The sequence below is a fragment of the Streptomyces sp. NPDC096132 genome (genome assembly GCF_044763345.1).
Lineage (GTDB): Bacteria > Actinomycetota > Actinomycetes > Streptomycetales > Streptomycetaceae > Streptomyces.
Genome location: NZ_JBIWGA010000034.1, coordinates 66804 through 80800 on the forward strand (window position 1 = coordinate 66804; position 13997 = coordinate 80800).

13 protein-coding genes are annotated in these 13997 nt (G+C 70.6%); 10 read left to right on the plus strand and 3 right to left on the minus strand.

All coding sequences use genetic code 11. The annotated features are described in order from the left end of the window. Nucleotides 1–104 precede the first annotated feature (104 nt). The 8 genes from ACIRF9_RS45365 (at nt 105) to ACIRF9_RS45400 (ending at nt 7829) form a co-directional block, all read left to right on the plus strand. Complete coding sequence (locus tag ACIRF9_RS45365; RefSeq protein WP_403835404.1) at nt 105–1391, plus strand: hypothetical protein; 1287 nt, start codon at nt 105–107, stop codon at nt 1389–1391. Between the two features lie 66 nt (nt 1392–1457). Next, on the plus strand, nt 1458–2045 hold the full coding sequence (locus ACIRF9_RS45370; RefSeq protein WP_403835342.1) for a TlpA family protein disulfide reductase: 588 nt from the start codon (nt 1458–1460) through the stop codon (nt 2043–2045). A gap of 1 nt (nt 2046) precedes the next feature. Then, nucleotides 2047–2820 carry a cytochrome c biogenesis CcdA family protein gene (locus ACIRF9_RS45375; protein WP_403835344.1) on the plus strand — a complete coding sequence of 258 codons (774 nt, stop codon included), beginning with the start codon at nt 2047–2049 and terminating at the stop codon, nt 2818–2820. A gap of 3 nt (nt 2821–2823) precedes the next feature. Beyond that, the gene (locus ACIRF9_RS45380; RefSeq protein WP_403835346.1) at nt 2824–4539 is read left to right on the plus strand and encodes a cytochrome c biogenesis protein ResB; all 1716 of its coding nucleotides are present in this window, start codon (nt 2824–2826) and stop codon (nt 4537–4539) included. 186 nt (nt 4540–4725) lie between these two features. After that, nucleotides 4726–5832: a c-type cytochrome biogenesis protein CcsB gene (ccsB, locus tag ACIRF9_RS45385; RefSeq protein ID WP_403835349.1), complete on the plus strand. Its 1107-nt coding sequence runs from the start codon at nt 4726–4728 to the stop codon at nt 5830–5832. A gap of 77 nt (nt 5833–5909) precedes the next feature. Then, nucleotides 5910–6515: an RNA polymerase sigma factor gene (locus tag ACIRF9_RS45390; protein ID WP_403835351.1), complete on the plus strand. Its 606-nt coding sequence runs from the start codon at nt 5910–5912 to the stop codon at nt 6513–6515. Continuing rightward, nucleotides 6512–7414, plus strand: coding sequence for a CU044_5270 family protein (locus tag ACIRF9_RS45395; protein WP_403835353.1), 903 nt, complete (start codon nt 6512–6514; stop codon nt 7412–7414). Before ACIRF9_RS45390 ends, ACIRF9_RS45395 begins: the two co-directional genes overlap by 4 nt. A gap of 37 nt (nt 7415–7451) precedes the next feature. After that, the gene (locus ACIRF9_RS45400; protein WP_403835355.1) at nt 7452–7829 is read left to right on the plus strand and encodes an SRPBCC domain-containing protein; all 378 of its coding nucleotides are present in this window, start codon (nt 7452–7454) and stop codon (nt 7827–7829) included. Here the strand turns inward: ACIRF9_RS45400 and ACIRF9_RS45405 are convergent. From ACIRF9_RS45405 to ACIRF9_RS45415, 3 genes are all read right to left on the minus strand, one after another. Continuing rightward, nucleotides 7826–9379 carry a hypothetical protein gene (locus ACIRF9_RS45405; RefSeq protein WP_403835357.1) on the minus strand — a complete coding sequence of 518 codons (1554 nt, stop codon included), beginning with the start codon at nt 9377–9379 and terminating at the stop codon, nt 7826–7828. The two genes, ACIRF9_RS45400 and ACIRF9_RS45405, sit on opposite strands and share 4 nt — an antisense overlap. Next, on the minus strand, nt 9379–11553 hold the full coding sequence (locus ACIRF9_RS45410; RefSeq protein ID WP_403835361.1) for a hypothetical protein: 2175 nt from the start codon (nt 11551–11553) through the stop codon (nt 9379–9381). The genes ACIRF9_RS45405 and ACIRF9_RS45410 overlap by 1 nt, the downstream gene beginning before the upstream one ends. A 105-nt stretch (nt 11554–11658) precedes the next feature. Then, the gene (locus ACIRF9_RS45415; protein ID WP_403835364.1) at nt 11659–12522 is read right to left on the minus strand and encodes a hypothetical protein; all 864 of its coding nucleotides are present in this window, start codon (nt 12520–12522) and stop codon (nt 11659–11661) included. A 246-nt stretch (nt 12523–12768) separates the two neighbouring features. Here ACIRF9_RS45415 and ACIRF9_RS45420 point away from each other — a divergent pair, with 246 nt between their 5' ends. Together ACIRF9_RS45420 and ACIRF9_RS45425 are read left to right on the plus strand one after the other, a co-directional pair. Beyond that, a complete protein-coding gene (locus ACIRF9_RS45420) occupies nt 12769–13374 on the plus strand; it encodes a DUF6232 family protein (RefSeq protein WP_403835366.1) in 606 nt (201 codons plus the stop codon). Then, complete coding sequence (locus ACIRF9_RS45425) at nt 13371–13718, plus strand: hypothetical protein (protein WP_403835368.1); 348 nt, start codon at nt 13371–13373, stop codon at nt 13716–13718. Before ACIRF9_RS45420 ends, ACIRF9_RS45425 begins: the two co-directional genes overlap by 4 nt. Nucleotides 13719–13997: the final 279 nt, after the last annotated feature.

Consider the following 13997-nt stretch of genomic DNA (forward strand, 5'->3'; position numbering starts at 1 on the left):
CCTGAGCGTTTGCTGTTACCGAATCCGGACGTATGAGCGGAACCCGCTCGTTCGTCGTGTCCTCTGAATGGGTGACCAGCCAAGGACACGACGAACGGGATGCCATGCGCGCCATCACCCGAAGGGGAGCACTCGGACTCGGTGCCGGGGCTGCCGCTGCCGGACTCGTCGGATGCGGGAGCCTGACCGGTACCGATCCCTCCCCCGCGGGCGGCTCCGGGAAGAAGGGCTCGGGCGGGAAGAGCTCGCCCAAGCCGACCGCCACCGCCCGCCCCTTGGGCGACGGCTCCACCTCCTTCACCGGCAAGCAGCCCCACCAGCCCGCGAAGCCCGAGCCGCTGGAGCCGGGTCAGGAGCCGCCGCAGTTCGTCGTGTTCTCCTGGGACGGGGCCGGCGAGGTCGGCAACGGCCTCTTCCCGCGCTTCCTGGACCTCGCCAAGGAGCACGGCGCGTCCATGACCTTCTTCCTCTCCGGGCTCTATCTGCTGCCCGAGTCGAAGAAGCGGCTCTACGACCCCCCGAACAACCCGCGCGGCGCCTCCGACATCGGCTACCTCACCGACGAGCACGTCCGGATGACACTCACCAACGTCCGCCGGGCCTGGCTCGAGGGGCACGAGATAGGCACCCACTTCAACGGGCACTTCTGCGGCGGCAACGGCAGCGTCGGCAACTGGACCCCGCAGCAGTGGCGCAGCGAGATCGACCAGGCGAAGGGCTTCGTCAAGGAGTGGCGGACCAACACGGGCTGGACCGATCTGCCGCCCCTCCCCTTCGACTACGACAAGGAACTCGTCGGCGGCCGCACACCCTGCCTCCTCGGCCAGGACAACCTGCTGCCCACCGCCCGCGCCCTCGGCTGGCGCTACGACGCCTCCTCGCCGGGCGGGCGTCAGGTGTGGCCGCAGAAGAAGCAGGGGCTCTGGGACCTGCCGTTGCAGCAGATACCTTTCCCCGGACGCGGTTTCGAAGTCCTCTCCATGGACTACAACATGCTCGCCAACCAGTCGATCAACTCGACGAACGCCCCCAGCTACCGTCACCCGGCCTGGCGCAAGCAGTCCGCCCAGGCGTACATACAGGGATTCAAGCGGGCATACGAGACCAACCGGGCACCCTTCTTCGTCGGCAACCACTTCGAGCAGTGGAACGGCGGCATCTACATGGACGCCGTCGAGGAGGCGTTCAAGCACATCGCGGCGGAGAAGGAGAGCGGCGCGGACGTACGCCTGGTCTCCTTCCGGCAGTTCGTGGACTGGATCGACGTACAGCAGCCGGAGGTGCTCGCCAAGCTGCGCACGCTGGACGTCGGCCAGCAGCCGGCCGGAGGCTGGAACGAGTTCCTCAAGGACACCGCCGGCTCTCCCAGCCCCACCGAAACCGCCGCCTGAAATGCGGATTTCCGCCCGCAAGGGGGGTGCGCAACATCCCCAGAACGGGCATGCGAAACTTTTCACATGAGTGTCAGCCGCACCCCCCTGACCGTCGCCGTAGCCGCCGCCGCGACGCTGCTGCTGTCCGCCTGCACCTCCGGAGGCACCTCCGGGGGAGGCGGTGACACCAACTTCGTGATGGGCAAGGACGGCATCTCCACCGTCGAGAAGGGGAAGCGGACCGCGGCACCCGACCTGTCCGGCAAGACCATCGACGGCGAGCAGCTCGACGTCGCCGGCTACCGGGGCAAGGTCGTCGTCCTCAACGTCTGGGGCTCGTGGTGCGCCCCCTGCCGCGCCGAGGCACCCAACTTCCAGAAGGTCTACGACGACCTCAAGGCCGACGGCGTCCAGTTCGTCGGCATCAACACCCGCGACACCAGCAGCAAGAACGCCGTCGCCTTCGACAAGCAGTACGGCATCACCTACCCGAGCCTGTACGACCCGACGGGCAAGCTGATGCTCCGCTTCGAGAAGGGCACCCTCAACCCGCAGGCCATCCCCTCCACGCTGGTGATAGACCGCGAGGGCAGGATCGCCGCCCGCTCGCTGGCCGCGCTCAGCGAGGACAAGCTGCGCAAGATGATCAGCCCGGTCCTCGCGGAGAAGTGACGTGAGCGCAGTCACCACGCTCGCCGCGGCGACGGACCCCAACCAGACGGTGATGAGCGGCGCCCTGCTGCTCGCGCTGCCCATCGCGCTGCTCGGCGGTCTCGTCTCCTTCTTCTCCCCGTGCGTCCTCCCGCTCGTCCCCGGCTATCTGTCGTACGTCACCGGAGTCGCCGGCACCGACCTGGCCGAGGCCCGGCGCGGGCGGATGGTCGCCGGCGCCTCCCTCTTCGTCCTCGGCTTCACCGCCGTGTTCGTCTCCAGCGGGGCCCTGTTCGGCTACTTCGGCGACAACCTCCAGGAACACAAGACCGTCCTGTCCAGGGTGCTCGGCGTCCTCATGGTCGCCATGGGCGTCTTCTTCATGGGCCTGATGCCCTGGGCGACCCAGCGGGAGTTCCGCTTCCACCGGAAGCCCGTCGCCGGTCTGCTCGGCGCCCCGCTGCTGGGCGCGCTGTTCGGCATCGGCTGGGCGCCGTGCATCGGCCCGACCCTGACCTCCGTGATCGCGCTCTCCTACAACGAGGCCAGCGCGGGCCGCGGTGCCATACTGACCGTCGCCTACTGCCTCGGCCTCGGCGTGCCCTTCGTTCTTGCCGCGGTCGCCTTCCGCAAGGCGCTCGGCGCCTTCGGCTGGGTCAAGCGCCACTACGTCTGGGTGATGCGGATCGGCGGCACGATGATGATCGTGACCGGTCTGCTGCTGCTGACCGGGGTGTGGGACCGCATCGTGCAGGACCTGCAGTCCTGGTCCGCCGGCTTCACCGTGGGGATCTGATCCATGAGCAAGAGCACAGTCAGCGAGACGCCGGCCGCCCCCGAGGAGCCGGACCTCGGCGCCGCGGGCTCCCAGCTGTCCACCGCACCCGCGGAGACCCTCGCGAACGTCCCCGCCCTCGGGGTCGTCGGCTGGGCCCGCTGGTTCTGGCGCCAGCTCACCTCCATGCGCGTCGCCCTGCTGCTCCTGCTGCTGCTGGCGCTCGGCGCGATCCCCGGCTCGCTGATCCCGCAGTCCGGCAACGACGCCACCAAGGTCGCCGACTTCGAGCAGCGGCACACCACCCTCGCGCCGGTCTACGACAAGCTCGGCCTCTTCCACGTCTACAGCTCGGTGTGGTTCTCCGCGATCTACATCCTGCTGTTCGTCTCCCTCATCGGCTGCATCGTGCCCCGCACCTGGCAGTTCGTCGGCCAGCTCCGCAGCCGCCCGCCGGGCGCCCCCAAGCGGCTGACCCGGCTGCCCGCGTACACGACCTGGCGTACGCAGACGGAGCCGGAGCAGGTCCGCGAGGCCGCGCTCGCCCTCCTGAAGAAGCGCCGCTTCCGCGCCCACCTCGCCGGTGATGCGGTCGCCGCCGAGAAGGGCTACCTCCGTGAGGTCGGCAACCTCGCCTTCCACATCGCGCTGATCGTGATGCTGGTCGCCTTCGCCTGGGGCCAGCTCTACAAGTCCGAGGGCAACAAGCTGGTCGTCGAGGGCGACGGCTTCTCCAACACGCTCAGCCAGTACGACGACTTCAAGTCCGGCAACCTCTTCGGCGTCGACGACCTGAACCCGTTCAGCTTCACCCTGGACAAGTTCACCGGGACGTACGAGGAGAGCGGCCCGAACAGGGGCACACCGCGCACCTACCAGGCCGCCGTCACCTACGGCGTCGGCGCCTACGGCAAGGAGAAGAAGACCCTCGTCAAGGTCAACCACCCGCTGGAGATCGACGACTCGAAGGTCTACCTCACCGCCCACGGCTACGCCCCCGTCATCACCGTCCGCGACGGCAAGGGCGACGTCGTCTTCAGCGACGCCGTACCGCTGCTCCCGCTGGACTCCAACGTCACCTCCTCCGGCGTGATCAAGGTGTACGACGGCTACCGCGACGCCAAGGGCCTCAGCGAGCAGCTCGGCATCAAGGCCACCTTCCTGCCGACGTACACCGAGGGCAACGAGATCGCCTCCACCTTCCCGGCGCTGCGCAACCCGGTGCTGAACCTGGAGCCCTACCACGGCGACCTCGGCGTCAACTCGGGCATCCCGCAGAGCGTGTACCAGCTCGACACGTCCCACATGAAGGGGTTCAAGGACTCCAAGGACCTCCAGCTGCGGGAGAACCTCAAGCCCGGCGAGACCATGACCCTCCCGAACGGCGCCGGCTCGATCACCTACGAGGGCACCAAGGAGTGGGCCAACTTCCAGGTCACCCAGCAGCCCGCCAGCGGCTGGGCGCTGACCGGCGCCGTCGCCGCGATCTTCGGTCTGGCCGGCTCCCTGTTCATCCAGCGCCGCCGGGTGTGGGTGCGTGCCACGCGGGGCGCCGACGGGGTGACGGTCGTCGAGATGGCCGGCCTCGGCCGCAGCGAGTCCGCCAAGCTGCCCGAGGAACTCGGCGACCTCGCCGCGACCCTGTACGACCAGGCTCCCGGGACCCCCGATGATCTGGAGGCGGAGCCGGACGGTGTGTCCGACTCCGACGCCGCAGCTGCCGAAAGGCTTGAGAATTGAATCCTCTCCCTCGCGGATCCAGGGAGATTCCTGGCTCACGCCGCCCGGCGGACCAGCGGCCCGTCAGGTCTTCCACGATCAACGCCAGCCGGGTTGAAACCAGCCCGGTAACACGACCGCAAGCTTCCCCCAGACCTCACCGCCCGACCGCAAGTCGCCGGGATATTCACCCGAAGGAGTGCTGAGGTGACCTTCGCCGCCACAACCGAGCTGGCCGCCGCCACCAACGAACACCTCGCGAGCATCAGCAACACGCTGATCTACTCCGCGATGGCCGTCTACACACTGGCCTTCTTCGCGTACATCGCGGAGTGGCTCCTCGGCAGCCGCAGCAAGGTCGGCCGCACCGCCGCCGCGCTCACCGCCGGCGCCAAGACCAAGGCCAAGGCCAAGGGCCCGGCCGTCACGGTCAACAAGGGCGGCTCCACCGCGGTCCTGGAGCGTCCGCAGGTCGTCGTACGCTCCGCGGCCGGCGCGCGGGACGTGCCCGACGGGCCGGGCGCGCACGGCGGGGACGAGCAGGGCGACATGTACGGCCGGATCGCGATCTCCCTCACGGTGCTCGCGTTCCTGGTCGAGCTGGGCGGGGTGATCGCCCGCGCGGCCTCGGTGGAGCGGGCCCCCTGGGGCAACATGTACGAGTTCAACATCACCTTCTCCACGGTGGCCGTCGGCGTGTACCTCGGCCTGCTCGCGCTGAAGAAGAACGTGCGCTGGCTCGGCCTGTTCCTGATCACCACGGTCCTGCTCGACCTGGGCCTCGCGGTCACCGTCCTCTACACGGCGAGCGACCAGCTGGTCCCGGCCCTGCACTCGTACTGGCTGTACATCCACGTCTCCACCGCGATCTTCTGCGGCGCGGTGTTCTACGTCGGCGCGGTCGCCACGATCCTGTACCTCTTCAAGGACAACTACGAGAACAAGCTCGCGACCGGCGGCAAGCCCGGGAAGTTCGCCAACTCGTTCCTGGACCGGCTCCCGTCCTCCGCCTCCCTCGACAAGTTCTCCTACCGCGTCAACGCGGCGGTCTTCCCCCTGTGGACGTTCACGATCATCGCGGGCGCGATCTGGGCGGGCGACGCCTGGGGCCGCTACTGGGGCTGGGACCCCAAGGAGACCTGGTCCTTCATCACCTGGGTCGCCTACGCCTGCTACCTGCACGCCCGCGCCACCGCCGGCTGGAAGGGCCGCAAGGCCGCCTACCTGGCCCTGATCGCCTTCGGCTGCTGGCTGTTCAACTACTACGGCGTCAACATCTTCGTGAGCGGCAAGCACTCGTACGCCGGGGTCTGACGCCCCGACCCGAAGGCCGGTTCCCTGTGACCTGAGTCACGGGAACCGGCCTTCGTCGTACGGACAGGAAGAGGGGCGTGGATACGAATCTGCGAAGACGCATCCGCGCGGGGGATCACGACGCTTTCGGTGAGCTCTTCGACGCGTACGCGCGCTCCGTCTACAACCACGCCTTCCGGCTCACGGGGGAGTGGGCGGTCGCCGAGGAGGTCGTCTCGCTGACCTTCCTGGACGCCTGGCGGCTGCGCGGGAGGCTCGACGAGGACGGCGGCTCCCTGCGTCCCTGGCTGCTGGGCATCGCCACCAACGTCACCCGCAACACCCGCCGCGCCGCGCGTCGGCACGCGGCGGCCGTCTCCCGGCTGCCCCGCGACGAGGCCGTACGGGACTTCGCCGACGAGGTCGCCGGGCGGCTGGACGACGCCGCCCGGCTGGACCTCGTACGCACCGCCCTGACGCGGCTGCGGCGGGCCGATCGCGAGGTGCTGGCGCTGTGCGTGTGGTCCGGGCTGGACTACCAGGCCGCCGCCGAGGCGCTGGGGGTGCCGGTGGGAACCGTACGGTCGCGGCTGTCGAGGGCGCGGACAAAACTCGCGAAATATCTGGAACTCCCGCACAGCGCCGGACAGATGAGAGGAGACCGCGCCACCGCGGTCGGGCCCCTGAGGGAGGGAAACCCATGAGCCAACCGCTTGACCAGGACCTTCCGCCGGGCCGTCACCAACTCCTCAAGGAGCATCTGATGACCGAGATCCGGCGCACCGAGAAGGCCCCCGGCCCCCGCCGGGCCTGGCTGCGGCCTGCCCTGGCCGCGGGCGCGGTCGCGACGGTCGCGGCCCTCACGCTCGTCGTGCTGCCACCGGGGGACACACGGGGGGTACGGCAGCCCGGTACGGCGGTCGCCCCCGAGGGCGACGTTCTTGCCGACGCGCGCGACGACCAGTACACGTACGTGGACTGGATGGTGTCCTGGGACTCGGTGGAGATCGCGGAGGACGGTACGTCCACGACGTCGCAGCGGCCGTTGCACCGGATGGAGGAGTGGGTGGCCGTGGACGGCACCCGTAAGGGACTGATCGACGAACAGGGGGGCGAGGGGAGACGGGTCACGCAGCCTGACCGGGTAAATGCGCCCTATTCCGTCAGCTATCGGTTCCTGTCGTCGTTGCCGACCGACGCCGATGCGATGTACGTCTGGCTGCGCAAGACGGCCGCAGCAGTGCAGAAGAAAAGCAATGTCGACCGCGACACGCTGATGTGGTTGGTCGCCGGCGACATGTTCGACAGCGGAGTGTTGCCACCGAAGCAGAGTGCGGCGCTCTATCGAGCTGTGCTCAGGGTCCCCGGGGTGGTCGCCCTTCCGCGTTCCGTCGACGCCGTAGGGCGGGTCGGTGTGGCGCTCGGCCGCATGAGGAGCTCCAATCTGCGTGATGAGTGGGTTTTCGACAGGAAGTCGTCTCAGTACCTCGGCGAGCGCTCCGTGTACCTCAAGGACGACGGCGCCCACAAGAAGGGCACGCTCGCAGGCCGCACCGCCATCCTGAAGGTAGCCGTCGTCGACAAGAGGGGCGAGCGGCCGTAACCGTGCGGAACCGGCTCCCAAGGGTCACGCTGGAGTCATGCACCTCCTGGTACGGCTCCCCGTCCCCATGGAGGCCGTCTGGCCGGCGGTGAGCTCGCCGGACGGGCTGGCGGCCTGGTGGGTGGAGGCGGACCTGTTCGAACCGCGGCTCGGCGGTGCGGTCGTGCTGCGCGGGCCGGGGGAGGGCCGGGTCACCGCCTGGGACGTGGACCGGGTCGCCGAGTACACCTTCCCGACGATCGGCCGCGTCCGCTTCCTTCTGGAGCGGGACGGGGACACGGCCTCGGTCCTGCGCTTCACGCACGAGCCCGGCGGCGGGGAGCCGCCGGGCTCCGGGGCGGAGCCTGCCTGGCAGGCTCGCTTCGAATACCTGAGCGAATTGCTGGTGATGTCGGAGGGCTCCCGGGACGTCTAGGACGGCGGCAGGCACTCCTTGGCGGGCGCCTTCCCCTCCGGCCAGGCGATGCGGACGAAGCGGGAGCCGCCGTCGGCGTGGAGCTCCACGATCGGCACGGCCTTGTTGTACGGGTTGCCGTGGACGTCCAGACAGATCCAGCCGCTCGCCCCGCTCACCCGCAGCGAGCCCTTGACCTGCGGCCACTGCAGGCCGACATCGGCGAGAGCCGGGACGCTCGCGCCGTCGGGGGTGGCCTCGCGGATGCCGTGGACGGCGAGGGTCATCGCGTCGTAGGCGACGATCAGCTGGCCGTCGGCCAGGTCGACCGTCCCGATCGGGCCGACCGGGGCGCTGCCCGCGCGGGCGAGCAGGTCGGTCAGCACCTTCACGTCCGCCGCCGAGCCGCCCGTCCTCGCCTTGTCCAGCGTCCAGGCGTCGCCGTGGGCGAGGGCGGTGTAGCGCACGGAGAGCCGGTGGGTGAGGGCGGTGCGGTCCAGCTTCTTGTCCCCGGTCAGGTAGGAGCCCTCGTCGCCGGTCAGCACGGTGAACCGCCGTTCCTGGCAGCCACGGGTGCCCAGCGCGTTGATGAACTGGCGCAGCTGGGTGTGCCGGCCGGCGAACAGGATCGTGTCGGTCTCCGGCGAGGTGTCGCACATCAGATGCGTGATCTGCCGGAAGGTGTTCGCGGTCGTGCCCTCCTGGGTGCGGTCGGCGGGCGGGGTGAAGGGCTGCGGCTCGTAGGGCGAGCCCTTGATCAGCGCGGCGAACGACTGCTGCAGGGTCCGGGTGTACGGATCGCCCGGCTTGTCGTACACCAGCAGTGCCCGGCCCGCGTCGACCTCGGCGAACGCGGCCAGGGCGCGGGCCTCGTCGGTGTTGGTGGGGGAGACCCGGGCCAGCCCGGGGAAGGGGTCCTTGCCCTTCTGCCCGTTGGCGAGGTCGTCGGCGGTGATGGAGGCGCCGACCACCGGGATGCCCCGCCGGGTCAGTTCCGCCACGGCCTTCTTGTTGTTGTCGGTGCTCTGGCCGACCCCGGCGACCGCGCGCAGCCGCTCGGGCCCCTTCGTCATCCGCTCCAGCTGGTCGACCATCGTCTCCCAGTGGCCGCTGGTGGCACCGGGGTTGGCGAGCACCAGCCGGATCGCCGGGCTCTGCCCGTTGGAGCTGTGGTTGGCCTGGTACTGGGCCAGATAGGCGCCCTGCACCTCGTGCTGGATGTCGCTGAGCGTCGAGGGGGTGGTGGCGGTGTACGGCAGCATCAGCGCGACCGTGACATACCCGCCCGCCTCGAGCCGGTCGTTCTCCTCGTCGATCGCCCGCACCACGTCCCGCAGTTGGGGATGACCGAAGTCGTACGCGTCCGTCGCCACGCCCACGCACTCGTCAACGCCTGCCGGGCGGGCCACGCCGGGCGCGCACGAGCGGTCCTCGCGGACGAGCGTCCGCACGGCGAAGAACAGGCCGGTCACCAGGGCGGCCGTGACCAGCAGCGCCACATAGCGGTACAGGCGGATCTCCCAGACGTCCCGCAGCAGGCGCACCAGCGGACTTCTGTCTCCGTCAGCCATCAGCCCTCCCCGTCCCCGTGCCTGTTGCCGTGCCCGTTGCCTTCGCCCTCGTCTTCGCCTTCGTCGGATCCGTCGTCGGCCGGGATGCGCAGCGGTCGGCCCGCGAGGGCGTCCCGGGGCCAGGTCCGGGAGGTCGCGAACAGCAGCGCGCCCCCGGCGGGCCGCAGGTCGGACAGTTGCAGCAGTTCGAACTCGAGCCGTCCGCAGACCCGTGGGTCGGGCAGCACCAGCGGGTCGGTCACCTGCCACACCGCGTGCAGCAGTCGCCGTATGCGCAGGTGGAGGGCGGCGTCGACGCCCTCCGGGGGCTGCTGGCCGGCGTCCGTGCGGCCCAGCGCGATCGCCGTGCGCCGGTCGCCGTGGCCGTCCGTGTCGCGGCCCTCGGCGTCGTGGGCGTGGAAGTAGGGCGCGGAGGCCAGGAAGCGGAGGGTGTCCAGCCAGGCGTGGGTGTCGAGGGTGGGGAAGGTGTCCCGCAGGTGGGCGACCGCGCCGGCGGTGTCGCCGAGGGCGAGTTCGTGGTGGAGCCGGTAGCGGGCGTGCGCGGGCCGGCTGTCGTCCTGGGTGTAGTGCCGGATCAGCGTCTCGTGCACCTCGCGCCATTTGACGTGGTCGGCGTGCCGGTGGTGCAGGCGGAGCAGCAGCAGGGTGCGGACGAAGGGGTCGCCGACGAACTGGCCCGGCTGGGCCGCGAGTCCCTCCTCGGCGAGGCGCACCCGCAGGGACCGTACGCCCGACGAACCGAAGTCGTCCGGCAGTTGGGCGTGCGCGAGGGCCACGGCGGAGTCGTGGTCGTGGGCGGCGGCGAGGACCGTCAGCTCGTCGAGCCGGTCGGCCGGGACCAGTCGGCTCAGCAGCTCGGCGTAGGCCGGCCGGCCGTCGTCGGCCCGGTCCTCCTCGACCATGACCTCGGCGGTGAGCAGCCGGCCCAGGGAGGCGGCGCGGTCGGGGTGCCGGCGGGCGGCGGTGGCGAGCAGCACGATCCCGAGCGGGTTGCCGCCGGTCAGTCGGTGGGTGGCGTGCGGGAGCCGGGGCGGGACCTCGACGTCGTCGCAGATCGCGCCCACCATGTGCAGGGTGTCGTCCGGGGACAGCGGCGACAGCGGCACCAGCAGCGCCCGCGAGGAGGGCGAGGATCCCGGTTCCCACCGCGTCGCGCGGGTGACCTCGGGCAGCCCGTGCCGTACGGCGTCCCGCAGCACCGGATGACGGGTGCCGCGTACGGTCGCCACGCACACCACCTGGTCCACGACCCCGTCCGCCCGGTCGCGCAGGACGGCGTCCAGCAGCCCGGGGCCGGGACCGCCGCCCGCGTTGTCGAACAGCACGATCGGCCGCCCGAGCCGCCGCAGATGCGAACCGAGTCCCGCGTACGCCTCCGCCAGGTCGGCGAGCAGGGCCCGCACCAGCCAGCGCTCGGCGTGCTCGCGGGAGGTGCCGCCGGCCCGGAAGTTCCCGGCGAGCAGCAGCAGACCGCGTTTGGCGTTGCCGCCCGCGTTCGGATAGCCGCGGTACCAGGTGGCCGGCTTCAGCTCCTTGTGCGAGGTGAAGCCCTCCGACAGCGCCTCCAGGGTGGCCTCGACGGTCGCCGCGACGAACGGTCCGCCGCCGCTCGCCGCCGCGATCACCTTCGACGCGACCTTCGCCGCCCACCGCCCGGCCAGGCTGAAGTGCGTCCGGCGCTCGTTCAGCAGCAGGATCCGGGTCAGCTCCCGACGGATCCGGTCCGAGTCGCTGCGCCCGCTCCAGTCGCTCGCCCGCACCGCCACCAGGCCCGCCGTCAGCCGCGGGAAGGTGAGCTGCCCGGCCGCCTTCACCGGCTCGGTCAGCTGCTCGGCCACCACCAGCAGTGCCTGCCACACCGGCGACCAGGACTCGGGGCTCTCCTCGTGCGGCGGCCGCGCGAACTGCTCGTCCTCGCAGTCGATCAGCGCCATCGGGGTGCGCTTGCGGGGCTCACCCTTGCGCAGCCGCTCGGTGTAGGCGTCCAGCAGCTCGGCGAGCACCGCGCTCTTGCCCAGCCCCCGCCCGCCCGCCAGCACCAACAGCGGTGGCCCGGCGGCATGTTCGGCCTTCTCGGCCTGATGGGCGTACGGACGGAGCCCGACGAGCCGGGCCACCAGACCGGCCGGCTCGACGTCGAACAGCGCACCACGCCCGTACAACCGTCCGCGCACCGCACCTCCCCCAGGGCCGGTCCCTCAACGCCAGGGTAAGGAGCGGGAGTTGATGTGTGCCAGATCGCGTGGTGTCCATCGGGTCACGAAAGTCGCGCCACGGGGTCAGTTCGAGCAGCCGGGCACCGCCAGCGCGGGGCGGCAGTTGAAGGGCGTGTTGCCTGAGACGTTCGTGAGGACCAGGGCGACCTGGCTGCCCCCTGGGGCTTCGAAGATGCCGCCGCCCCCGGCGAACGGCGTCCCCGGAGTGGTCGCGGTGTTGCCGGTGACCTGGCTGGCCGTCAGGACGGCGATCGCCGAGCCGGCGGTGCGGAGGCCGCCGCCCTCGGCGGCCGTGTTGCCCTGGATCCGGGTGGAGTTGACCGTCAGCCTGGCCCCGGTGTGGCTGATGCCGCCCCCGGTGCCGATCGCCTCGTTCCCGCTGACCAGGGTGCTGTTCAGCGTCGCGGAAGCGCTGTTGCTGATGTCGATGCCACCGCCTTGGTTGGCGAAGTTCTCGGTGACGCTGCCGCTCTGCACCGTGAGCGTGCTGCCGACGCCGTCGACCTGGATGCCGCCGCCGTCGTTGCCGTGGAGGTGTCCGCCGCGGACGTTGATCGAGTTCAGCGTCAGGCGGCCGCCGGACACGACCTCGAACACACGGAAGCTGGGGGTCATGGTGTCCGCGGAGCGTCTGACCGTGGTGTTGAAGCCGGTGATGGTGTAGCGGCCCGTGACGCGCGGCAGTCCGTTGTCCAGATTCCCCGGAGTCGGGTCCAGATTGTCGATGACGTACGTGCAGGAGGGTGCCAGCACGATGCTCTCGTTGGTCGTGTTGGACTGCGTGATCGCGTTCCGGAGAGCGGTGACGTTGCCGCAGGGCACGATGGTCACGGCGTGGGCGGGAGTGACCGGCAGTACGGCGAGGGTCAGGCCGAGACCTGCCACGGCACCCAGGGCCGCCGGACGGTGGACGCGCTTGCTCTTCATGGGGACTCCTCGGTTCGGGGGGCTTGATCGGGGGGCTTAACCAGCCAAAGCCGGAGTCAAGGAGCCACGCCAAGCGGGTTGCTCCGATCAGGCTCACGATCCACCCGTGCGGAGGGGTCCCTCGGCCGTGGGGGTTCTCGCGTCCGCTCCGAGGTATCGGCTTGCCCTCCGGACGTCTCCCGTAGTTAATGGTGATCGCAGAGTGACGGGTATCACCGGTAACTCGCTCAACTCATGGGGGACTTGATGACAACACCGGAACCATCGGGACACTTCGAGGTCCCGCCGCCGCCGCCCTCGCCGCCGACGGTGTCGCCGGGGGTCGATCTGCGGGTCAGCAAGCGGCTGCTCTGGGTCGGTGGGGCCTGTTATCCGTTGCACAACGTCGCGCGGGTGTACACCCTCACGATCCATCCGCGGCGCAAGGAAGCGGTGCTGCGGTTCCTGAAGATCTTCGTGATCACCGGGGCCGTGGCCCTCACCCTCACGGTGCTGAGCGGCATCACCATGGTCGCGGACCGGGAGACCGGGAGCGGGCTCATGACGTTCGTGTGGCTCGGTTCGGTCGCCGTGGTGGTCTACGCCCTGGTGGAGATGCTGCAGGTCCTCAGCGCGCAGTCGCACTACGTCCTGGCCGTGGAGACGTCCGGTCCGTCCCAGGCGGTGGTCACCCTCCGGGACCCGCACCACCTGAACCAGCTCGTCGGCCAGATCGCCCACGCGATCGAGAACCCCGAGACCGAGTTCCAGGTGCGGGTGGACACCATCACGATCAGCCCGAAGAACTACTACTTCGGCGACAACGTCAACATGTACGGCGGCAGCGGCAACGTGGGGATGGCGAGCGCATGAGCACGAACAACTACTACGGCGACAACGTGAACATGCACGGCGGCAGCGGCAACGTCGGCATGATCAAGAACCAGGTCGCCCCCGCGGCCCCCGCCTCACCCGAGCTGGAGGCGGCGGTCTCCGAACTGCTGGCGCTGCTGCGGGAGTTGCGCCCGCAGATCCCGGCGGCCAGCGCCCAGGCCCTCGACGACTCCCTCCCCGCCCTCACCGCCGACGCCGCCACCCCCGTGCAGGAGCGGCACCGCGCCCTGATGGCCGTCGCGGGCATCGCGGCCACGATCGGCGCGGTCGGCGCACCGGTCATCGAGGCGGTGAACCGGATCCTGGCACTGCTGAGCGCGTGAACTCCGCGCCGGCGGGTCGGTTCCCCGCTCCACGCCCCGGTGTGTCCCTCCGGATGACGCGTCGGCGCCCTGGCTCGGTGGGCGCACGGCCGGGGCGGGGCGGGGCGGGGTCGTGGCTCGGGCGCGTGCGTGGGCGGCGCGAGCGAGGGCGTGCGGGCCTCGGGCGGTGTGCGCCACCTCCCGGGGCGCGTGCGTGGGCGGCGCGAGCGAGGGCGTGCGGGCCTCGGGCGGTGTGCGCCACCTCCCGGGGCGCGTGCGTGGGCGGCGCGAGCGAGGGCG